At 66.3% G+C, this 22,443-nt stretch carries 19 protein-coding genes and 1 tRNA gene; 7 read left to right on the forward strand and 13 right to left on the reverse strand.

Annotation, left to right across the window (positions count from 1 at the left end; translation table 11 throughout):
- Positions 1-14 precede the first annotated feature (14 nt).
- A complete protein-coding gene (locus tag NX068_RS13400) occupies positions 15-1,271 on the forward strand; it encodes a 2-oxo acid dehydrogenase subunit E2 (protein ID WP_263461768.1) in 1,257 nt (418 codons plus the stop codon).
- A 208-nt stretch (positions 1,272-1,479) separates the two neighbouring features.
- Here the strand turns inward: NX068_RS13400 and NX068_RS13405 are convergent, their stop codons facing one another.
- From NX068_RS13405 to NX068_RS13435, 7 genes are all read right to left on the reverse strand, one after another.
- The gene (locus NX068_RS13405; RefSeq protein WP_327084827.1) at positions 1,480-1,725 is read right to left on the reverse strand and encodes a catalase-related domain-containing protein; all 246 of its coding nucleotides are present in this window, start codon (positions 1,723-1,725) and stop codon (positions 1,480-1,482) included.
- Positions 1,726-1,784: 59 nt separating this feature from the next.
- Positions 1,785-2,474 (reverse strand): MarC family NAAT transporter, encoded by a 690-nt coding sequence (locus NX068_RS13410; RefSeq protein WP_263461769.1) that lies wholly within the window; start codon positions 2,472-2,474, stop codon positions 1,785-1,787.
- A gap of 95 nt (positions 2,475-2,569) precedes the next feature.
- Positions 2,570-2,776 carry a hypothetical protein gene (locus NX068_RS13415; protein WP_263461770.1) on the reverse strand — a complete coding sequence of 69 codons (207 nt, stop codon included), beginning with the start codon at positions 2,774-2,776 and terminating at the stop codon, positions 2,570-2,572.
- Positions 2,777-2,789: 13 nt separating this feature from the next.
- Positions 2,790-4,901, reverse strand: coding sequence for a TonB-dependent receptor (locus NX068_RS13420; protein ID WP_263461771.1), 2,112 nt, complete (start codon positions 4,899-4,901; stop codon positions 2,790-2,792).
- 36 nt (positions 4,902-4,937) lie between these two features.
- The gene (locus NX068_RS13425; protein WP_263461772.1) at positions 4,938-6,725 is read right to left on the reverse strand and encodes an ABC transporter ATP-binding protein; all 1,788 of its coding nucleotides are present in this window, start codon (positions 6,723-6,725) and stop codon (positions 4,938-4,940) included.
- Positions 6,722-8,491, reverse strand: coding sequence for an ABC transporter ATP-binding protein (locus tag NX068_RS13430; RefSeq protein ID WP_263461773.1), 1,770 nt, complete (start codon positions 8,489-8,491; stop codon positions 6,722-6,724). Before NX068_RS13430 ends, NX068_RS13425 begins: the two co-directional genes overlap by 4 nt.
- Entirely contained in the window at positions 8,481-9,764 is a 1,284-nt protein-coding gene (locus tag NX068_RS13435; protein ID WP_263461774.1) for an MFS transporter, read from the reverse strand. The genes NX068_RS13430 and NX068_RS13435 overlap by 11 nt, the downstream gene beginning before the upstream one ends.
- Before the next feature lie 421 nt (positions 9,765-10,185).
- On the opposite strand from NX068_RS13435, the gene NX068_RS13440 reads away from it, so the two are divergent.
- Positions 10,186-11,229, forward strand: coding sequence for a helix-turn-helix transcriptional regulator (locus NX068_RS13440; RefSeq protein ID WP_263461775.1), 1,044 nt, complete (start codon positions 10,186-10,188; stop codon positions 11,227-11,229).
- A gap of 428 nt (positions 11,230-11,657) precedes the next feature.
- On the opposite strand, the gene NX068_RS13445 is transcribed toward NX068_RS13440, so the two are convergent.
- From NX068_RS13445 to NX068_RS13465, 5 genes are all read right to left on the reverse strand, one after another.
- Positions 11,658-11,733: transfer RNA gene (locus NX068_RS13445), tRNA-Gly, on the reverse strand.
- A gap of 166 nt (positions 11,734-11,899) precedes the next feature.
- A complete protein-coding gene (glcF, locus tag NX068_RS13450; RefSeq protein WP_263461776.1) occupies positions 11,900-13,120 on the reverse strand; it encodes a glycolate oxidase subunit GlcF in 1,221 nt (406 codons plus the stop codon).
- Positions 13,121-13,137: 17 nt separating this feature from the next.
- The gene (gene glcE, locus NX068_RS13455; protein ID WP_263461777.1) at positions 13,138-14,205 is read right to left on the reverse strand and encodes a glycolate oxidase subunit GlcE; all 1,068 of its coding nucleotides are present in this window, start codon (positions 14,203-14,205) and stop codon (positions 13,138-13,140) included.
- A complete protein-coding gene (gene glcD / locus NX068_RS13460; RefSeq protein ID WP_263461778.1) occupies positions 14,205-15,704 on the reverse strand; it encodes a glycolate oxidase subunit GlcD in 1,500 nt (499 codons plus the stop codon). Before glcD ends, glcE begins: the two co-directional genes overlap by 1 nt.
- A gap of 101 nt (positions 15,705-15,805) precedes the next feature.
- Positions 15,806-16,540, reverse strand: a complete 735-nt coding sequence (locus NX068_RS13465) for an RNA methyltransferase (protein WP_263461779.1) — start codon at positions 16,538-16,540, stop codon at positions 15,806-15,808.
- Between the two features lie 84 nt (positions 16,541-16,624).
- On the opposite strand from NX068_RS13465, the gene NX068_RS13470 reads away from it, so the two are divergent.
- Complete coding sequence (locus tag NX068_RS13470; protein WP_263461780.1) at positions 16,625-17,425, forward strand: inositol monophosphatase family protein; 801 nt, start codon at positions 16,625-16,627, stop codon at positions 17,423-17,425.
- A 35-nt stretch (positions 17,426-17,460) separates the two neighbouring features.
- Here the strand turns inward: NX068_RS13470 and NX068_RS13475 are convergent, their stop codons facing one another.
- Positions 17,461-18,516 carry an extracellular catalytic domain type 2 short-chain-length polyhydroxyalkanoate depolymerase gene (locus NX068_RS13475; protein WP_263461781.1) on the reverse strand — a complete coding sequence of 352 codons (1,056 nt, stop codon included), beginning with the start codon at positions 18,514-18,516 and terminating at the stop codon, positions 17,461-17,463.
- A gap of 342 nt (positions 18,517-18,858) precedes the next feature.
- On the opposite strand from NX068_RS13475, the gene NX068_RS13480 reads away from it, so the two are divergent.
- The 4 genes from NX068_RS13480 to NX068_RS13495 are packed head-to-tail and all read left to right on the forward strand — an operon-like array spanning position 18,859 to position 22,443.
- Positions 18,859-19,452 (forward strand): Pvc16 family protein, encoded by a 594-nt coding sequence (locus NX068_RS13480; protein WP_263461782.1) that lies wholly within the window; start codon positions 18,859-18,861, stop codon positions 19,450-19,452.
- A complete protein-coding gene (locus NX068_RS13485; RefSeq protein ID WP_263461783.1) occupies positions 19,449-20,216 on the forward strand; it encodes a hypothetical protein in 768 nt (255 codons plus the stop codon). The genes NX068_RS13480 and NX068_RS13485 overlap by 4 nt, the downstream gene beginning before the upstream one ends.
- A gap of 38 nt (positions 20,217-20,254) precedes the next feature.
- Positions 20,255-21,967, forward strand: a complete 1,713-nt coding sequence (locus tag NX068_RS13490; protein ID WP_263461784.1) for a phage tail sheath family protein — start codon at positions 20,255-20,257, stop codon at positions 21,965-21,967.
- 17 nt (positions 21,968-21,984) lie between these two features.
- A complete protein-coding gene (locus NX068_RS13495) occupies positions 21,985-22,443 on the forward strand; it encodes a phage tail protein (RefSeq protein ID WP_263461785.1) in 459 nt (152 codons plus the stop codon).

The raw sequence follows: 22,443 nt of genomic DNA on the forward strand, positions 1-22,443 counted from the left end.
GCACGATGTCAACGATGGATATTCTGGTTCCACAAATCGGCACTTCAACCGAAGTCGTCATCATCGAGATTCCAGTAAAGGTGGGCGATACGATTGGCGCCGACGACACGGTGCTCGTGTTGGAGTCCGACAAGGCGACGCTGGATGTTCCCGCCGGGAAGGCCGGCACGATTACCGCGCTGCACGTCGCAGTCGGCGATCGGGTGGGTGAAGGGCATCGGATGCTTGCCCTGGAGGCGAACGGCGAGACCACTGCAGCCCCTCCCGCCATGCCCGAACCACTTGCAGAGTCGCCCACGCCGGCGCCACCACCAGCCATGGCCGCACAATCCGGAACACCGGCTCCCAGCCCGGCAGGAACCGGCGAAATCACGGATTTTCCTGTTTCAGCCTCTCCGGCAATCCGCAAATTCGCACGGGAGCTGGGGGTCGATCTGGGCCAGATAAAGGGAACCGGGCCGAGAGGACGGATCACACGCGAGGACGTTCAGGCCTACGTGAAGGCCGCACTTTCTCGTGGACCGGTCGAATCGCGCGCAGAGGGATTCCTGGGGCTACCGGCCTGGCCGCAGATCGATTACGCCAAATTCGGCGAGATCGAGCGTGTGCCGCTATCGCGCATCACCCGTATCTCCGGGCCGGCGTTGACCCGCAACGCCATCATGATCCCGCATGTGACGAATTTCGACGAGGCTGACGTCACAGACCTGGAAGCTTTCCGCAAGACGGCGAATGCCGATGACGCACCTAAGATCACGATGCTGGCCTTCGTCGTAAAGGCCGTCGCCAGCACGCTTGAAGCCTTCCCTCGCTTCAATTCCTCGCTCGACGGGGATCACCTGATCCTGAAGAAATACATCAACATTGGCGTTGCGGCCGACACGCCGGACGGGCTGGTGGTCCCTGTCGTTCGAGACTGCGCAAGCAAGGGACTGCGGACGATCGCCGCCGAGATGGCGGCGTTGGCCGCAGCCGCGCGAACCGGCAAGCTCAAACCGCAGGACATGCAGGGCGCAACCTTCACGATATCGTCGCTGGGCGGCATCGGCGGCACCAACTTCACGCCGATCATCAACGCACCGGAAGTGGCAATCCTGGGCATGACCCGCTCCTCGATCAAACCGGTGTGGGACGGACAGGCATTCCAGCCGAAGCTGATCCAGCCGATGAGCCTGTCCTGGGATCACCGTGTCGTCGACGGCGTCGCTGCGGCGCGCTTCCTCCAACACTTGAAAACACTGCTGGAGGATTTTCGGCGCGTCAGCGTGTAGGGCAGACACGATTGTTGACCGTTGCATCATCTACGCCGTAGTTCATGGTGCCGGGCGAGGTTAGATGGTTCATGTTCATAAACTGTAACGGGCGGAGCACTGGATTCCGCACGCCCTAACGCCAAAGGGCCCGGGCAGCAAACAGCGCCCCGAGCCCCTCATCACCTCGAGCTCTCTGCCGCCCGGCGCCGGACACGCCTGACTCACGTCAGGCAGGCAGCGGCGCCAGCGGGTTGCCGTACATCGGGTCGTCCGGCCTGGAGGCCAGCGCCTTCTCCAGGTCGATGCCGGGCGCCTTGGCCACACCCGCACCGTAGGCCGGGTCCGCCGCGTGGCAGTTGCGGATGTGGCGGAACTCGATGAACTCCGCTGCATCGCCCATGGCCCGGCCGGTGTTGCCGAACAGGGCCTCCCGCTGCGCCGGCGTCGTCAGTTGAGCTTCTATCGATGACATAGGCAGCGTGATCTGTCTGGCCCAGACAGCCCGATCCGGACGGCCAGGGCCGGATTACCTCAACCAGCCGTATGATCAACCACGATCTCGAGCACGCCGTTGATCACGAACTGCACCGCCATGCATACCAGAAAGAAGCCCATCACCCGGGCGATGGCCTCGACACCGCCGCGGCCAATGGCAGCCACGACACGCTCTGCCGAGCGCAGCACGACCCAGAACAGCAGCCCGAGCAATGCGAAGACGATGACCGGCGCCACCGCCAGCGCCCAGGGCGCGTAGCCGGCCATCGACGAAGGCCCGATGGTTGCGGCTCCGCTGATGATCATGGCGATGGTCCCCGGGCCCGCGGTACCGGGAAGAGCCAGGGGAACAAAGGCGATGTTGGTCGTTTCCCTGGCAGCGATCTGCTCCGAGACCGCTTCGGCCTCGGGGATGTCCTCGTCGATGGGCGACGACGGAAACAGCATCTCGAAGCCGATCCTGGCGACGATCAATCCGCCGGCAATCCTTAGGCCGGGGATCGAAATGCCGAAGGTCTGCATGATCCAGGAGCCGGCGTAGAAGGTCACCATCATGATGCCGAATACGTAGAAAGCCGCTTGCGTGACCTGACGCTGGCGTTCGCGAGGCGTCAGCCGCCTGCCCAGCGACAGCAGCAGCGTCATGGATGTGAGCGGATTCGCCAACGGCAGCAACAGTGCCACCCCGACACTGACAAGGTGTACCAATTGGACGAGTTCCGCCATTTTCCTCCCCCTTCGAACGACGCTCTGTCGCAGCCCGTCTCAATCGACGCGGATACACGGCCGCACCGTGGCAGAAATGGCGTCCGGCAGCCAGATCAGGCCGGCTCGGCCCGGGCCATGACGCCCAGTGTGCGGAAGGCATTGTAGCGGCTGGGCGAAACCAGCGAACCTAGGCCGCGCAGGACGAAGGGCGGATACCATCCGCCCAGCCGCTCCCGACCTGGCAAGGCGAGAATGATCAGCGGTTTCAGGCTGAAGGCCGTGGATGAGGGTTCGAGAACCGGAGCAGTTTCGCAGCGCATGGCTGCACTCGACTCAATAGGCATAGGTCAGCGTCACCCCCAGCGTCCTGCCCGGCGCCACCTGCGCGAAGTTGCCGGTCGCGCCGTAGGAGAAGCCGTAGGTACGGTAGTCCTCGTCGCTCAGGTTGTGTGCATACACCGTGAAGTCCCAGTTGCGCACCGGGCTCCAGGCCACGGCTGCATCGACCACGGTATAGGCATCCTGGCGCAGCGTGTTGCTGCTGTCGAAGTAGTGCGAACCGGTGCGACGCACCGACAACTGCGGCCGCAACAGCTTGTCGCCGATCATGACGTTGCCCCTGGCCGCCAGGGTCAGGCCATGGCTGGGCGCCATCGGCACGTCGTTGTCCTTGCAGCCGGTGCAGGCGCTCGAGTCCTCGAAGCGGCGGAAGGTGGCCTCGTTGATGAAGCCGCCCGCGCTCAGCGTCCATTGCCGGCTGACATCCCATTCGGCGTTGAGCTCGATGCCGACCGAGCGCGTGTCGCCGACGTTGCGCAGCGTCTGGTTGCCCATGTCGCCGTCGCCGTAGAGCTGAACGTCCTTGGTGTCCACGCGATACACCGCGACGCTGGCGCGCACCGCATCGCCTGAATAGCGCAGGCCGGCCTCGTAGCTGATCGAGCGTTCGCGCCCATAGCCGTAGGCGTCATCCACGCTCGACGGCGCGAGGTTGTAGCCGAGCGGCTTGTAGCCCTGGGCAATGTTGACGTAGCCGCGCCACTGCGGCGTGAATTGGTAGCCGGCGGCGACATGGCCGAGCCAGGTGTTCTGGTTCGAAGAAGCCTTGCCCTGGAAGGCGCTGCCCATCATGTCGCCGCGGAAAGTCGTTTTCGCCTCGTCGCGGGTGAAACGCAGTCCGGTGGTGAGATCGGCCCTGGGCGTCAGGTGCCAGGTCAGGTCGCCGTACGCCGCCAGCGATTCACTGCGGTTGTCGGACGCGGAGTCCATTATCCGGAAAAGGCCGGGCAGCACCATGTCGAACTGGTAGCCCCGGGACATCTCCACTTCCTGCCGGTACAGGCCGAACACCGCGTCCCAGGCACGTGAAGGCAAGCCGCCCTGCTCGGCACTGCGCGTCGACAGGCGCACTTCCTGGGTGTTCTGCTTCCAGTGCTCGGAGAACTGCGGGAAGTAGGCATCGAGCGGGAAGCGGCGGGTGATGTGGACCCGCTGGGTACTGGCAACGGCGCTCAGCCGCCAGACGTCGAAATCGTATTGGCCGCTGGCTGCAATACTGTTGGCGCAACGGCGCTGATGATAGTCCTGCCAGGCTTCCGGCAGGTTCGGCAGCACATAGGCGCGGCGGGACTCGTAGTCGTCGAACAAAGTGTAGACGTCCTGGTCGCCGGTCGCGCAATCGCGCCCGGCCGACAGGCCCAGCTCCCAGGGGCTACCGGTCGGCGCCAGGCGCAGCTTGACGTTGCCGGCGCGCGAACGCACGCCGCCGAGTTCGTCACTGCCGATCACGTCGCTGCGCACGTCGCCGTTCACGTCGTTGGCGAGCAGGGACACCGAGCCGTACAGCAGATCCTGGATCAGCGGCCCGGCGCCCTCGGCCTGCAACTGGTAGCCGTCGCGGCTGGACACGCCGGCGCGTGCGACGAACTGCGGTGTGCCGTCCGGTTTATGCGAGACGATGTTGAGCACGCCACCCTGCGCGCTCTTGCCGTACAGCGTGCCTTGCGGGCCTTTCAGCAGCTCCACCTGCTGCACGCCGAGCAGGGACTGCGCAGCCACGATTGGCAGTTGCGGCACGCCGTCCACGTAGACGGTCAGCGCCGGATTGTAGAAATCCTGGGCCGAGGTGACGCCGCGAATCGTGATGATCGGAAACAGGAAGGTCGCGCTGTGCGCCATGTACAGCTCGGGGAAGGCCCGGTGCAGCTCCAGCGTCGACGAAATCTGCGCATCGTCCAGCTCCAGCCGGTCGACGACGCTGGCCGCGCCATTGAGCTGCTCCACGGTTTCGCCACGCTTGCTGGCGGATACCACCACCGGGGCCAGCGCCTGGGTCTCGCCCTCCCCCTGCTGCGCATGAACGGTGCCGGTCCAGGCCGCGGCATGAGCGGACGCGAGCGCGAGGCCGAGCAGGCGCAATCTCGATCTGAAAGTGAAGCGGGTCATGGTTCCATCTCCTGCCTGTTGAAATTCCGTAGCAGCTCAGCGCCCGGCGTGCCAGTTCTTCGCGCTCTGCTGTGCTTCCCACATGCGGGCGTAGCGACCGTTGTCGGCGAGCAGCTCCCCGTGACGGCCCGCCTCGACCACCCGCCCACCGTCGATCACCAGAATCTGGTCGGCGGCGGCGATGGTCGACAGGCGGTGGGCGACGACGATCACCGTGCGGTCGCGCACCAGGGCGTCGATCGCGCCTTGCACGGCGACTTCGCTCTCAGTGTCGAGTGCCGCGGTGGGTTCGTCGAGGATGACGATCGGTGCGTCCTTGAGCATCGCCCGGGCAATGCTGATGCGCTGGCGCTCGCCGCCCGACAGCCGGCCGCCGATGTCGCCGACGCGGGTCGCGTAGCCTTCGGGCAGGCGGCGGATGAAGTCGTGGCAATGGGCGGCACGGGCGGCAGTTTCGACTTCCGCGTCGCTCGCCTCGGGCCGGGCCATGCGGATGTTGGCCAGGATGGTGTCGTCGAACAGGTACACATCCTGGAACACCACCGAGATCAGCGCGTTGAGCCGTTCGGGTTCGATGGCGCGCACGTCCACGCCGCCAATGGTGATGCGTCCGGCCTGCGGATCGGCATGGCGCATCAGCAAGCGCGTCAGCGTGGTCTTGCCCGAGCCCGAGGGGCCGACCAGCGCAGTCAGGCTGCAGGCGGGCAGCCGGGCATCCAGCGCCTGCAGCGTCGGCTTGCCCGCCTGGGCATAGCTGAAGCTCACGCCTTCGAAAGCCACCTCGAAGGATTGCGGCGCTTGCGCCGGCAGGATTTGCGGCAGCGGCTCGATGCGCAGCATCGCATCGATCTTGCCCAGCGCCGCCTCGATCAGGTCGATGACCTTGGCGTACAGCACGAAGGTCGCCAGCGGCTCGCCGAAGCGCACCACGATCACCATCAGCGCCGCCAGGATCGCGACGTCGAGCGTGCCTTGCGTGACCAGCCAGGCGCCGATGAAGACCACCAGCAGCACCGCCATTTCCATCACCGTGGCCAGGATCAGGTTGGGCTTGGCGCCTTTCTGCTGGCCGATGGTCTGGATGGTCTCCAGGTGCTTGAAGCTCGCCTGCAGCCTTTCCGCCTGGAGGCCGGCGCAGCAGGCCGCGCGCAGCACCGGCAGCCCCTGCACGTACTCCAGGATGTCGGCGCTGGTGCGCTGCTGGGCATCGGCCAGCATGCGCATGCCGCGGCCGAAAGCAGGCCGGCGCCAGCGGTAGAGCGGGATCAGCAACGGAAACACCAGCAGCAGGATCAGCCCCATGCGCCAGTCGAAATACAGCGCCGCCAGCGCCACCACCGCCGGGGTGATCAGCGCATGCGCCATCATGTTGACGATGGTCAGCAGATAGCTCAGGTTCTCATCGACGCTGCCCAGCAGCGTGGCATTGACCTCGCCGGCGCGCTTGTCCTGAACCTGTTCCAGCGGGATGCGGCGCAACTGCTCGCCCAGTTCGGTGCGCAGCTCGTGCGTGTTGTCGACCATGTCGCCGCGGTGGTCGAAGCCCTGCGCCCGCCAGCGCAGCAACATGCTGGCCAGCATCAGCCCGGTCATGAGCAGCAGCCAGGGCAAAGCTGCCTGCCAATCGGCAGAGGGATGATGGGCGGTGGGAATCAGCGCCTGAAACAGCGGCATCAAGCAGGCCAGCGCCAGGCCCTGCAAGGCGGCGGAAATGCCGAGGCCGATCAGGCTGGCCCGCAGGCGCGGTGCCCGGCTGCGTGCGCTCGCCATCAACTGGCGCCAGGTCTCACGCAAGGGCGTGATCTGCGGCTGCGTGGCGCTCATGCCTGTGCTCCCCGCAGCGCCCAGCCTTGCGCCTGCTCGTAATTGGACCACAGCCGTTCGTACACACCGCGCTCGGCAAGCAATGCCTCATGCCGGCCGCGCTCGACCAGCCGGCCCTGGTCGAACACCAGGATCTGGTCGGCATCACGGATCGTCGACAGCCGGTGCGCGACCATCAGCACCGTCTTGCCCCGCATCAGGTTGGCCAGCGCGGCCACCAGCGCCGCCTCGTTCTCGGGATCGGCAAAGGCCGTGGCCTCGTCCAGCACCAGAATCGGCCGGCTCTGCAGGATGGCGCGGGCAATCGTGATGCGCTGGCGCTGCCCGCCGGACAGGAACACCCCGCGCTCGCCAGCGGGCGTGTCATAGCCCAGCGGCAAGGCCGCGATGAACTCGTGCGCCTGGGCAGCGCGGGCGGCGGCGATCACCTCGTCCATCGTCGCGTCAGCCAGCCCCAGGCGAATGTTGTTGGCGATGGTGTCGGCAAACAGGAAAGTGTCCTGGAATACGAAAGCCACCTGCTGCATCAGCGCCGCCGGCTGCAGCTCGCGCACATCCACGCCGCCAACCTGGATAGAGCCCGCGCTCACGTCCCAGAAACGCGGAATCAACCGTGCCACCGTGGTCTTGCCGGCACCCGACGGCCCCACCAGCGCGGTGATGCTGCCGGGTGGCGCCTCGAAGCTCACGCCCCGCAGCACCAGCGGGCCATCGGCCATGTAGCGGAAGTCCACCTGCTCGAAACGGACGCCGGCATCGCGCGGCATCTTCGTCGCTATCGCGGCCGGCACCGGCAATACGGGTTCGGCCAGCACTTCATGGATGCGATGGATGCTCATCTGCGTCTTGCCCACCAGATGCCGCAGCGACACCATCGGCAGCAGCGACTCGGCCATGCCGGTGCCGGCGAGCAGCACCGCCAGCCAGGTGGCGGCGTCCAGCGCATCGCGGCTCGTCAGCCAGGCGCCCAGCCATACCAGCACCACCAGCGTCGGCAGGGGACTGAGGATGATCTGCGACAGACGCGACGACGTACCGGACATCCGGTACCAGGACTTCACCACGTCGCGGTAGGCTTCCAGCGCCCGCTGGTAGCGGCAGAACGTCGCCGTGCCGGTATCGAAGGTCCGCACCACCGGCATCGCCTGCACGTATTCCACCACCGCCTTGCCGACGTTCTCGCCCGCCTCGTTGTAGCGCCGCATCATGTCGGCGCTACCGCGCAAGGCCAGCGAAACCACTGCCACGCCGAGGCCCAGCACGGCGGTCGCCGCCAGCGCCAGCCGCCAGTCCAGCCACAGCAGCAGGGCGAAAGTCAGCAGCGGCGATACGTAGGCACGGGCATACAGCGGCGTGCTGTCGGCAACGAAGACGTGCAATGCCTTGACGTCTTCCATCATCACCTTGGCGAGCGCGCCCGAACCCGTCTGCTGGACATAGCCCAGCGGCAGGTGCGCCAGATGCTCCGACAGCCGGCTGCGCAGCAAGGTCTCCAGATGAAAAGCCGCATAGTGCGAACGGTTGAAGGCCGTCAGCCGCAGCACGAAAGCCAGTGCCGTCAGCACCGCCGCCAGCAGCAGCGGCTGCCATGGCCACGACGCTGACGACTGCAGCAGCGTGTGCACCGACCAGGCCAGCGCGCACAGCGCCCCCAGCGCCGCCGCCGCGCTCAGGCCGGACAAGGCCATCGCGAAGCGGATGCGGCCCTGCACCGGCTGCATCACGGCCCAGGCGGAGGGCACGGGCTGGGCGGCACTAGCGGGCATGCGCAACCTCGGCGACGGCCAGGCCCTTCCCCTTTCGGGATCGGCACCACACCACCAGCGCAGCGATCGCCGTCGACACCGCCGCCAGGCCGAAGCAGACGTGGTAGCCCAGGTGCTGGGACAGCCAGCCGCCCACGATGCCGCCGGCCACCGCCAGCAGCGCATCGGCACTCTGGAAGATCGCGAAATCCACACCGGCCTGCAGCGGCGAGGTCATTCCCATCAGCGCCGAATACAGCGCCACCCACAGGCAGCCCATCACGCCGAAGAGCAGGCCCAGCAGCACGACGAACGTGTTCAACCCGGTCGACGACTCCGGCAATGCAGCACTCGTCAACGCCAGGAAAACGCAAGCCTTCAGCGCCACCGCGATCGATACCGCACGCCAACCCGGCGCAAGGCGCACCAGCAAACCACCCAGCACGGCACCGCTCAGGCCGGCACCGATATGGAGAGAACCGAACAGCCAGCCAACCTGCTCCATGTCCATGCCTCGATCCAGCATGAACGGCCCGAACATGCCCAACGTCAGCCGCACGCCGATACTCGACAACAGCAGCATCAACAGGCCGATGCGCACTTCCGGGCGGTGCAAGGCGTGCATCAGACTCGGACGGTGCTCGATGGCCAACTTCCGGTCACGCTCTGGCTCGCGCACGAGCAACATCGGTACGGTCAGCACGAGGATCACGGAACCCGCCGCAACCAACGCCCAAGGCCAGCCATATTGGCCCGCGACCAACAGAAACCCGCCCGCGCCCAGCATCGCGCCGACATAGTTGCCACCGACCTGGGCGACGTTGCCCCAGCCGCGCCCGCTCTCGGAGAGTTGATCCACCACGAAGCCGTCGCAGGCAATGTCCACCGTGGCTGCAACCAAGGCAGCGAGCGCCAACCCCGCCAGAATCCAGCTTGCATGCTCGCTCAAGGACAAGCGCCCGAGCAGGCTGGCAATGCCAAGCCCGGCCAGCAGCAGCGCCATCGTCCACTGCCCTGCCAGCACCAGCAGGCGCGAGCGGCGCTCGACGCGGCCTGCGGGCAGGCGCCAGCGCTCCACGATCGGCGCCCACAGGAAGCGTATGCCCCATGGCACCCACAGCAGTGCACTCAAGCCCGCCACCTGCAAGGACGCACCTTCATTGCGCAGCAGCGTCGGCAGCGCCTGGGTTATCAACGCGGTGACGATGGTCTGGGTGATGTAGATACCGGCAACCGCGGCGAGCAGTTGCCATAACTTCAACCTTGGGACGCGGTGGGACACCACAGTGGACATCTGTCTGACGACTCCATGCAAACCAGAAAGTAGAAAGCCGACGCTTGTGCTGTCATCAGCAGAAGAAGCAAGCTCGTCAGGCACAAAATCCACCCCGGACGCCACGCGTAGGTGTGCAAATCAGCCCATGCCGCTGGGCTGAACACGCCTGCGTGCAGACACCGCATCACCACGAATACGGATAGGAATCATTTACCACCGTGGACGCACGACGGGGTCACGACACGCAGGCAGCGATCATTGCTGGAATGCGTGCGACCTTCCACCGCATCACGGCCAAAATTCGCGTTTTACGGAATATTTTTGCTGCCCGGATAGCCTCTACTGCCTGGGCTTCCTGCTATAAAATGCGGATGGGAATCATTTCTGGTTTCATGACGAACGAGGAGACACATCACCAAGGTCGGCGGTCATCGCTGGCATGGAGGCTGTTTGCTGCCGGATTACCGCCAAAACCTGTCTTTTCGAGGAATTTTTGATGTCGGACACGTTAATCGGGTGCGTGCACAGCCGCGTCGTGCATGACCCGGCCCGGATCATCGACAGCCAGTTGGACGGTGTTCCCGACAGTTGGCGACACACCATGCAACTGGAACGCCCGGCCGAAGGCATCAACATCTGCTGCATGAATGGCCACCCGGGCAGTAGTTGGGCCTTCGAAGCCGAAGGCGACCCTGCCGTAACCCTGGCCATCCTGCTCGATGGTCATATGGAGGCCGGCGTTCAGGATGGTGCCGAACTCGCCATGGGCGCCGGCCAGGTACTGCTGATGGCTGTGGGCGAACGCGCCCGCGGCTGGGACGTGCTGTCCTCGCCAAACGACTTCCACTTGGTCAACATCAACCTCACCGAACAAGCTCTGCTCGGCCTGACCGGCCTGGAGATGGACGACGTGCTCGGCTGCATGCGCGCATCCAACGCCGGCATGGAGCACGTCAATGCCTGCATGGTCACCATGCCCGCATTCACGACACTGCAGCGCATCGCCGGCGAAATCACCCGCTGCGGCCATCAGCACCGCCTCGCGCGCCGAGCCTTCGTGTGTGCCAAGATCAGCGAAGCCCTGGCCGCGGTACTCGACCAATGCACTTACAGACAGCGCAACCTCGATTCGAGGCACCCACGCGCACTCCCCAGTGATCGCTCGCGCCTCATTCAGGCCCGCACCCTGCTCGAGCAGCAATATGCCAAGCCCTGGAGCGTGCAGACGCTGTGCAGGGCCGTGGGCCTCAATGAAAAGCGGCTGCAAGCCGGCTTCCAGACGCTGTACGGCCATAGCGTACACGACTGCCTGACCCGAATCCGGCTCGATGCCGCACTGACGCTGCTCTCCTCCGGCCACTCCGTGGCCGACACCTCCCAGGCCGTCGGCTTTGCCAACGTCAGCCACTTCGGCAAGGTGTTCCGCAACGCCATCGGCATCACACCCAAGCGCTGGGCACGCGGCCAGCAGCCAAGGGACTAGATCACCCCTCCCCACCTTCACGCACCACCGGTAGTTCAGAACACCGGCGGTGCTGCCATGCGCGTCGCCATCAGCAAAATATTGCTGCTGTCATGAAGCGAGATCGTTCCGCGAATCCCATGACCGGTGAGTCGGTTCTCGTAGGCTCTTTGGCGGCTTTGGCTTGCCGCACGATCAGATCAGTGGCGCCATCATCGAACTCCCAAGTCCTGGACTCAGGCCCGACCTTGCTCTCCATCCCGATCCAAACCCAGCAAGAAACCGGAGTCGGTACCACCACATTCTTTAGCCACGAATATGGACCAAAAAACGCTGGCTGCAGGTAGAGCCCGGCAGCGGTCGCTGGAACGAAAAAAGGAGCCGAAGCTCCTTTTTTCAACGACTTACAGCGTCCGCCGGGATTCCTCGAAACGCTGCAGATCAAATTCTGGAGCGGGAAACGAGTCTCGAACTCGCGACCTCAACCTTGGCAAGGTTGCGCTCTACCAACTGAGCTATTCCCGCATTTCGACGATCCGGCATGGCGAGGGTTTTCCAGAACCATTCGCGCCTTGCCGTCGCCGGCTTTCACCGGTGAAGCAAGCCGATCATCTTTCGTCTTGCGCCGTTCTGCGCTCGACGGGGGCGAACTATACCGGGCTTCACCCTCGTGCGCAACACTGGCCGGCCGTCAGCCGCCGAGCGCCTCGTCGACGATTTCGATCCAGTGCCGCACCGGCGTTCGGCCGGCGCTGTCCAGGTGGATCTGGCAGCCGATGTTGGCCGTCGCGATCAGCTCGGGTTTGCCGCTTTCGAGCGCGTCCAGCTTGTTGTCGCGCAGCCGGCGCGACAGCTCGGGCTGGGTCAGCGAATACGTGCCTGCCGAACCGCAGCACAGGTGGGCATCGGGTACCGGCGTCAGTTCGAAGCCCAGGCCGGCCAGCACGGCCTCGACCGCGCCGCCGAGCTTCTGCGCGTGCTGCAAGGTACAGGGGCAGTGGAAGGCGAGCCGCCTGTCGGCGGGCACGCCGAGCTTGTCCAGCGGTTCGGCGCGCAGCACCTCGACCAGATCCTTCGCCAGTTCGCTGACCCGCGCAGCCTTGGTCGCATAGGCCGGATCGTCGCGCAGCATGTAGCCGTATTCCTTGACGAAGGCACCGCAGCCGCTGGCGGTCTGCACGATCGCCTCGGCACCCGCCTCGATCGCCGGCCACCAGGCGTCGATGTTTCGGCGGGCGCGCTCCAGCCCGGCCTCCTGCGCATCGAGATGGAAATCGACCGCGCCGCAGCAACCGGCTTCGCCCACCGGCCGGACGCTGATGCCGAGGCGGTCCAGCATCCGGGCCGCAGCGGCGTTGGTGTTGGGCGACAGGCCGGGCTGCACGCAGCCTTCCAGCATCAGCACGATGCGGGCGTGGCGCGGTGCCGGGCGTGGCCTGGCGGCAGGTTTGCGCCGGGGGAGTTTCGATGCCAGGGTTTCGGGCAGCAGCGGCCGTACTACTGAGCCCGCCGCCAGAAGCGTCTTGAACACCGCCGGCCGCGACAGGGTGCCGCGCAGCAGCGTGCGCCGGGCAGTTTCGTCCAGCGGCCGCGGCGCCCACAGGTCGATGGCTGCACGGCCGACATCGAGCAGCTTGTGGTACTGCACGCCGGATGGGCAGGTCGTCTCGCAGTTGCGGCAGCTCAGGCAGCGGTCCAGGTGCATGCGGGTGCTGGCGCTGAACTCGCCGCCTTCGAGCATCTTCTTCATCAGGTAGATGCGTCCGCGCGGGCCGTCGAGTTCGTCGCCCAGCAACTGGTAGGTCGGACAGGTGGCATTGCAGAAGCCGCAATGCACACAGGCGCGCAGTACGCTTTCGGCGATTTCGGCGCCGGGCAACTGGCGCGCGGCTTCACTCAGCTTGGTTTGCATGGCCTGGCCTCTGCCTGTTACAGCCCGGCGTACATGCGGCCGGGGTTGAAAATGCCTTGCGGATCGAGCTGCGCCTTGAGCTGGCGATGATGGCGCATCAGCGCTGCCGGCAGCGGGTGCAGCGGGCTGTCGCAGGCACCTGGCGTGAAACAGCTCGCATGCCCGCCCGCCGCTGCCGCTGCGCGGCGGATTTCTCCGCTGTCAGCGGAGCTCTTGAGCCAGCGCTGCGCACCGCCCCAATCGACGAGCTGAGCGCCGGCGGGCAGGTCCGGACGGCTGTCATTGGCCACCGACAATCGCCACAACGGCGCCGGGTCAGCGAAGAAATCGAGCTGAAACTCGCGCAATGCCGTCCAGAACTCCGCCGACACCTCCTCGCCGCCAAGGCTTTCCCGTGCAGCCTTCACCGAGCCCTCGCCTCCTTCCAGCCGCAGCATCAGCGCTTCGCCGTCATGGCAGGCAGCGGTGATCGGCAGGGGCTGCTGGCCCCATTCGGCAAAACGGTCCAGCGCCGCCGGCACATCCATCTCCAGCCGCAGCGTACAGCCACTGCGCGGCTTGGGCAGGACTTTCAGCGACACTTCGGTGAGCAGCCCGAGGCAGCCCAGGCTGCCCGCCATCAAGCGCGAAACGTCGTAGCCGGCGACGTTCTTCATCACTTCGCCGCCGAAGCGCAGATGCTTGCCGTGCCCGGTGATGAGGCGGCAGCCGAGCACGAAGTCGCGCACCGCGCCGACCCACGGCCGCCGCGGGCCGGACAGCCCGGCCGCGACCATGCCGCCCACCGTGGCCTGCCCGCCGAACTGCGGCGGCTCGAAAGCCAGCGTCTGGCCTTCGCCGTTGAGTACGGCCTCGACTTCGGCAACCGGCGTGCCGGCACGAACGGTGACGACCAGTTCGGTCGATTCGTAATTGACGATGCCGCGATGGCCTCGCGTATCCAGCAAGCTGCCGCTGCCCTGCCCGCCGTAGAACGCCTTCGTGCCGCCGCCCTGGATCAGCAGCGGCGTGCCGGTGGAAAGCGCCGTGCAGACCTGGGCCAGCAGTTCCTCGCCGAGGTCGGCATCCTGAATGTCGCTGCTCATCAGAAACGCTCCAGTTCGGGAAACGGCATCTGTCCCTGGTGCACACGCATCGCACCGTTCTCCGCGCAGCGGCGCAGCGTGGGGATGTTCTTGCCGGGGTTCAGCAGGCCTTCGGCGTCGAACGCCGCCTTCACCGCATGGAAGAAAGCCAGTTCGTCGGCGTTGAACTGCACGCACATCTGGTTGATCTTCTCGCGCCCCACGCCATGCTCGCCGGTGATGGTGCCGCCGACCTCGACGCAGAGTTCGAGGATTTTGCCGCCGAGTTCCTCGGCCCTTTCCAGCTCGCCCGGCTGGTTGGCATCGAACAGGATCAGCGGGTGCATGTTGCCGTCGCCGGCGTGGAAGACGTTGGCCACGCGCAGGCCATAGCGCTCCGACAGCTCGGCCGTGCCGCGCAGCACCCTGGGCAGGTGCTTGCGCGGAATCGTGCCGTCCATGCAGTAGTAGTCGGGCGACATGCGGCCGACGGCGGGAAAGGCATTCTTGCGCCCGGCCCAGAACCTCACCCGCTCGGCTTCGTCGCGCGCCAGGCTGACCGCGGTCGCACCCGCCTTGTCCAGCACCGCGCGCACCCGCTCGATGTCCTCGGCGACGTCCAGCTCGACGCCGTCCAGCTCGCACAGCAGGATCGCCTCGGCCTCGACCGGATAGCCGGCATGGATGAAATCCTCCGCCGCCTGGATGGCGAGCTTGTCCATCATCTCCAGGCCGCCCGGGATGATGCCTTCGCCGATGATGTCGGCCACCGCCCTGCCCGCGTTGTCGACCGAATCGAAGCTCGCCATCAGCACGCGCGCCACCCGCGGCTTCGGGAGCAGCTTGACGGTGATCTCGGTGACGATGCCGAGCATGCCTTCGGAGCCCATGAACAGCGCCAGCAGGTCGAAGCCGGGCGAATCCAGCGCATCCGAACCCAGCGTCAGGCGCTCGCCCTCGATCGTGAGAATCTCGACCTTGAGGACGTTGTGCACGGTCAGCCCGTACTTCAGGCAATGCACGCCGCCCGCGTTCTCCGCCACGTTGCCGCCAATCGAACAGGCGATCTGCGACGAGGGGTCGGGCGCGTAATAAAGCTCGTGGGGCGCGGCGGCCTGCGAAATCGCCAGGTTGCGCACGCCCGGCTGCACGCGGGCGAAGCGCCCTTGCGGATTGATTTCGAGGATGCGGTTGAAGCGGGCCATCACCAGCAGCACGCCCTGCTCCAGCGGCAGCGCTCCGCCCGACAGGCCCGTGCCCGCGCCGCGCGGCACCACCGGCACCCGGCGCGCATGACAGATGCCCAGGATGGCTTCGACCTGCTCGATGCGCTCGGGCAGCAGCACCAGCATCGGCAGCGTGCGGTAGGCCGACAGGCCGTCGCACTCGTAGGGGCGGCGGTCTTCCTCGCTATGGAGGATCTGGAGATCGGGCAGGCTGCGGCGCAGCTCGGCAAAGAGATCGGCGACATCGACCTTGTTGAGCGCGCCGTCGATCGCCTCGTCGTAGAGAATGTTCATTGCAGGGCCCGTCCACCTGTCCTCGTTGGCAACAGATGCTAAGGCCTTCGGCCGCGCGCTCCAAGACCTCCTTGCAGGCAGCGGCCCGGTTCAGCGGGCGTTCAGTTGCGCCGCTTCGGTGTCTCGAAGGTCGTCAGCATGCCGCGCAGGATGGCGACTTCTTCCTTCTCCAGCCGGATGCGGTTGAACATCCGCCGTATGCGCGGCAGCAGGCGCTTGGGGTTCTTGGGGTCGTGGAAGCCGCTCAGCGTCACCGCATGTTCGAGGTGGGCCATGAAGCCTTCGAAGTCGGCATGGGTCGCGGGTTCGGCCTGCAGGTCCTGCGGCAGCGGCGGCTGCAACGCGGCCATGCGCAGCTCGTAGGCCAGCAACTGGACGGCAGCGCCGAGGTTCAGCGAGGAAAATTCGGCGTCGGTCGGGATCGTCACCGGCAGGCTGCACAGGCCGACTTCCTCGTTGGTCATGCCGCTGGTTTCGTTGCCGAACACCAGCGCGACCTCGCCATCGACGGTACGGGCGACGATCTCCTGCGCCGCCTCGCGCGCATGCAGGCGCGGCAGCGACAGCTCGCGTCGGCGGGCAGTCAGCGCCGCCGAGAACACGGTGTCGGCCAGTGCCTGTTCCAGGGTATCGACCACGCGGGCGGACTCGAGGATGTCGACCGCGCCGGACGCCCGCGCGGTGGCGACCTCGTCGGGGAAAACGGCCGGCGACACCAGCCACAACTGGCGCAGCCCCATGGTCTTCATCGCGCGGGCGGCGGCGCCGATGTTGCCGGGGTGGCTGGTGCGCGACAGCACGACCCGGATACGGTCGAGCGCAAGGGGGCGATTCATATTAAAATTCCGCGTTTTCCGAATTCCGCCGGGCCGGCGCGCACGATAGCGCGGCACAGCCCCGCTCTTTGACCGAGATCCCGCATGCATCCCACCCTGAACATCGCCGTCAAGGCCGCCCGCCGCGCCGCGACCGTCATCAACCGCGCTTCCACGCAGCTCGACCTGCTGACGGTGCAGAGCAAGACGCCCAACGACTTCGTCACCGAAGTCGATCGCGCTGCCGAGCAGGCGATCATCGAAGTGCTGCGCGAGGCCTTCCCGGGGCACGGGATTCTAGCAGAGGAGTCCGGCGAGTCGGGCCCCGAGAGTGAGTACAACTGGATCATCGATCCGCTCGACGGTACCACCAACTTCATCCACGGCTTTCCGCAGTACGCGGTGTCGATCGCGCAAACGAAGAACGGCGTGCTCGAACATGCGGTGATCTACGATCCGAACACCAACGAGATGTTCACCGCCTCGCGCGGCAGCGGCGCTTTCCTCAACGACCGCCGCATCCGCGTGTCGCGCCGCACCCGCCTGAACGAGTCGCTGATCGGCACCGGCTTCCCCTTCCGCCAGTTCGACAACGTCGATGCCTACCTGGCGATGTTCAAGGAACTGACGCAGAAGACCGCCGGCATCCGCCGCCCGGGCGCGGCCTCGCTTGACCTGGCCTACGTCGCCTGCGGCCGACTCGACGGCTTCTGGGAAATGGGCCTGTCGCCGTGGGACATGGCGGCCGGCGTGCTGCTGATCCAGGAAGCCGGCGGCCTGGTGTCCGACCTGTCGGGCGAAGCCGACTTCATGGCCACCGGCAACGTCGTTGCCGGCACGCCGAAGGTCTTCGGCCAGTTGCTGCCGGTCATCCAGGCCTACCGCCCGGCCAACATGCAGGCCTGACGCTCCCTGCCCCGCCGCCGGGTCCCGCCTGGCGGCTACCTGGGGGATTCGGCGAGGCGATCGAGCATCGCGCGGATGGCACGAATCTGGCCGCCGTCTCGCGTCGCGTATTCCGGCCCGGTGTAGCCCCACCAGTCCCAGCAGCCCTTGGGGTTGTACACCCAGCGCAAGGACCAGAAGGCCAGGCCACTGCGCGCCGCTGCCTGCGGATACAGGACGATGATCCGGTTGCCATCGGCCCACTCGTTGTAGCCTGCCGTGTCGACGAAGCGCCGGCCGATCTGGCCCTCGGTCTGGCGGCAGCCGTGCAGCGCCACATGCAGCCGGCAGCCGCCCTCGCGGCAGGCCTGCGGCACATAGGCGTAGCCCTGATCCGCCATGCTCAGCTCGAACGGTGCGATGCCGGTGTATTCGCTCTGGTCGAAGGCGATCACTTCGCCTGCCGGGCGCTCCACGCGCGGCGCCAGCGGTCCGTACAGCTGTGCCAGCAGTTCGCCGGCGGCATCCAGTTCGCCGCAGCGGTTGATGAAAGGCGGCGCCGAGGTCTCGCAGGCATTCGCCGCCGGATCGGCCACCGAGATCATCGCGTGCCCGGCATTGTCGTGCTGCACGTACTGCACCGCGTCCTGCGGCAGGCGGCTGCGGTAGAAAGCCACCAGCCCATCGACCACCGGCCGCTCGACGGTGCGATCCCCGCCGCCGGAGAACACCCACACCTTGTCGTCCGCCAGCCCTGCCGGGTCGTCGATGCGGCCGGCGCGGGCACGCGCCTGGATGCGTGAGTCGGTGTCGCGCGCCGAGGGCACGCTGGCCGGCGTCGACGGCTCCATGCAGTTGCTCAGTGCGCGCCAGACGCTGCCCTGAGCGCATTCGTAGGGGCCGCCGGCGATCACGCCCGTACCTTTCACCAGTTGCGAATGTGCGACCTGCAGTTGCACCGCCATGTAGGCGCCGGACGAAATCCCCGACACCGTCACCGCATTCGCGTCGGCGCCCAGCGCCGGCAAGGGCGGGGCGGCCTGCACGCTGAAAACGATCAGACAATGGACCGCGCTCCCGAACAGCATGGAGCGAAAGAACCTGACGCCCATTCAGCACCTCCATTGGCAAAAAAAGATCGACATCAGCGGTCTCGCCGCCATCCTGCCATCGGCAGATTCGAAGGCTCGAACATCCACATTGCGATCTCCCGCAAGCATGCCTCGATGCTCCGACCGCAACTCATGGATATGGCAACAGAATCGACGCAAATTCAATAGATATTTTTATCTCGACATTCGGCATTCCCGCACTACGATCAGAGTGTAGCTTCTTGTCACACATCGGGACTGCGTGTCTTTTTCGAACGTCATCCTGCTGCCGGCAGGGGGAAGCGCAGCCCATTCACGCCGCACCGTCTCGCAAGCCCACGCCCGTTTCGGGGGGAGGACAGCTTGGCCTCGCATCACGGAATCCTTGCAGTGCTGCAGGCCTTGCGCGAACGCTTGTCGATTCGCATGGCAGCCCGGCTGAGCGGCAACCCGCAGGTGGATATCCTGGGCTCGCACACGCTGGCGGGCACTCCGCTGCCGAACACCGACACGCTGGGACTGTACCTGCATCGCATCTCGGTCGACCCCTTCAGCCGCAACCGCCATCTCCCCGCCGTCGAAGGCCGCCGCCTGCCTCGCCCCGAACTGCCGGTCAATCTGCATCTGCTGCTGATCGCCTGGTGCACACATACCGAACAGGAAATCGAATTCCTTTCCACTGCAATCCGCATCATCGGCGGCGGCCTGTCCTTCACCAGCGCCGACCTGGGCCTTGCCGACCCATCATGGGGCGACGAGGACAGCGTGCAGGTGCTGCCCGAGGAGATGAGCACCGAAGACCTGATGCGGCTGTGGGACAGCCTGCCCGGCGACTACCGCCTGTCCGCCCCATATCTCGTCAAGACGGTGCGTCTCGCGCCCGACATCGACCCCGACGAGGGGCCGCCGGTGCGCACGCTGGTCTTTCCGGTCGATGACGAAGGGCAAGCGCGATGATCGCCGAAACCCTCGTCCTGCATGCCAGCGACTTCATCGAATGGCTGGACGCGAGCGGCCCGCAGGCACTCGCACGCCGCACGCTGCCGGCCCGGGACCTCGACGTGCGCATCACGCAGGGGCCAAGCGATCTGAAGCTGATCCACAAGACTGCCGGCACCGCCCTGTGGCGGCGTGAGCCCGAGGAACTGGGCCTACTCGTCGACGGCGAGGCGACGCCGGCCGACCTCGCCCCGCCGGATGAGGCGCTGTATCCGCTCGCCGGCGAAGTGCGCGACCGCAGCGGCATCTTCCTGCCACGGCATTTCGCATTCGATGCCGGACGGCGCGCTGGACACCGCCTGCGCCTGTTCCGCTCGCCGCTGGGTACGCGCTTCGGCCGGGCCGGCGGCCTGCAAGGACACACATCGCTGGACGACGGCACGCCTGTACCGTGGGTACTGCTGAGCCTGCGGGTGGCGCCGCCGCTGGCGGAACCGCTCGATTTCATCGCCCAGAGCGACGGACGCGGCGAATTCCGCCTGTCGCTGGAGCGCCTGCCCTCGCTGACCCGGGACGCACCGGCACAGATATATCCCGCGACGCTGACGCTGCAGGCCGCAGCAGACGGTACGGATCCCGACTCCCTGCCCGCAGTGCAGGTACGCGGCACCGGTAGCGGCGGCGCCGCATTCAAGACCGAACTCGCGGTGGACATTGCGCCGGGGCGCATCTCCACCCTTGCCAGCCCGGGACGGGATGCCCTCGTCCTGCGGTTTTCCTGAACGCCCGACAAGCGCAACGCTCCCGAAGGAGAAGCGACATGCCCGAGTACCTTGCACCTGGCGTCTTCGTCGAGGAGACGAGTTTCCGCAACAAATCCATCGAGGGTGTCGGCACCAGCGTCGCGGCACTGATCGGGCCGACTCGCAGCGGGCCGCTGCGCGGCCTGCCCGAGGTGCTGACCAGCTATGCGGAGTTCGAACGCATTTACGGCGACGCGCAGGATCTGGCCATCGGCGCGGCTGGCGCCGCGGTGCCCAACTACACCGCGCATGCGGCGCGGGCCTTCTTCGACAACGGCGGCAAGCAGCTCTTCGTCGTGCGCGTGGCCGCTGGCGAGACCCAGCCCACGGCCGCAAGCACCAGGACGAGCGCCGAGGACACGGAAACCCCCGAACCTCCCGAGCCCGAGCCTCCCGAACCTCCTGAGCCCCCCGAACCTCCCGAGGATCCCGAGCCGCCCGAAGACACCGACGACGCCGAAAGCACCGAAGGCATCGTGACCTTCTTCAGCCGCTTCCCCGGCAAGGCCGGCGAATACACGCTGGAGCTGCGCTGGCGCGACACCGGCCAGCGCCGTTTCGATCTGGATGTGCACAGCGGCGGCAAGGACGGCGAAGTCATCTACACCTACGGCGAACTCTCCACCGCCCCCGGGAGCCTTGCCGCAGCGCTGCCGGCCGAGCCCGAGCGCCGTGCCGAAGCGCTGAGCTCGCCGATCGCAGTCTCCATCGAGCCGGCGGACGCAAGCGAGGAAGAGATCCGGAGCGCCTTGATCGCGCTATGCGATTCCGCAGCCATCACGCCCCAGGCCACTTCGCTCGATGGCCCACGCTACCTGATCACGCTCGCAGGCGGTTCGGACGGCGGCGAACCCACGGCCATCGACTACGCCGGCAAAACCGACGAGGTCAAGGGCAGCACCGGCCTGAAGGCGCTCGAAGACATCGAGGACGTCTCCATCGTGATGACGCCCGCAGCGGCTGCCTCCACCGAGGACGTGCACAAGGCCGTCGTCCTGGAGATGCAGAAACATTGCCGCCGCATGCGCTATCGCATCGGCGTCGTCGATTCGCGCAAGGACCAGAGCATCGGCGAAGTGCGCGCCTTCGCCGGCAATTTCGACGATTCCCGCCTCGCCCTCTACTACCCCTGGGTCGTCACGCCCGACCCGACCGGCGGGCAGCGGGACATCGCCGTGCCGTCCTCCGGTTTCATCGCCGGCATCTACGCCCGCACCGACGTCGACCGCGGCGTGCACAAGGCCCCGGCCAACGAAGTCGTGCTCGGCGCACTGCGCTTCGACCAGCAGATCAACGCCTTCCAGCAGGAGCTGCTCAACCCCAACGGCATCAACGTGCTGCGCTCCTTCGCCGGACGCGGCCATCGCGTATGGGGCGGGCGCACGCTGGCCAGCGATCCGGAATGGAAGTACGTCAATGTTCGGCGCTACTTCCTCTACCTCGAACGTTCGATCGAGAAGTCCACCCAGTGGGCGGTGTTCGAGCCGAACGGCGAGGCGCTGTGGGCCAACATCCGTTCCAGCGTCGAGGACTTCCTGTTCAACGAATGGCGCAACGGCCGGCTGCTCGGCGGCACGCCCAAGGAAGCCTATTTCGTCCGCTGCGACCGCTCGACGATGACGCAGAACGACATCGACAACGGCCGCATGGTGTGCCTCGTCGGCGTCGCCGCGCTGAAGCCCGCTGAATTCGTGATCTTCCGCATCGGCCAGAAGACCGCCGACGCCTGAAAACCGGAGAAAGAGTCATGGCCACTTTCCGTGAAACCCCCTACTCGGCGTTCAACTTCCTCGTCGATCTCGAACCCGGCCAGGGCAGCGAGGTGCGCGCCGGCTTCTCCGAGGTGTCGGGCCTCAATGCCGAAGTCACGATCGCCGAGTACCGCGCCGGCAACGATCGCGTGAACTACGTGCGCAAGGTACCGGGCATCCACAAGGCCGGCGACGTCACGCTCAAGCGCGGCGTGATCGGGGCGCAGAACCTCTACGAATGGCTGGAGCTGGGCCGCATCGGCAAGATTTCCGAGGCCAAGCGCGACATCGCCATCAAGCTGCAGTCCGAAGACCGCAGCGAAACCGTACTCACCTGGAAGCTGCGCGGCGCGATCCCGATCAAATGGACCGGGCCGACGCTGACCGCCAAGGGCGGCGGCGACGTCGCCATCGAGGAACTGGTGCTGTCCGTCGAGACCATCGAGCAGGAATGA

Source organism: Thauera carbonicopians, assembly GCF_025699485.1.
In the GTDB taxonomy this organism is placed as follows: Bacteria; Pseudomonadota; Gammaproteobacteria; order Burkholderiales; family Rhodocyclaceae; genus Thauera.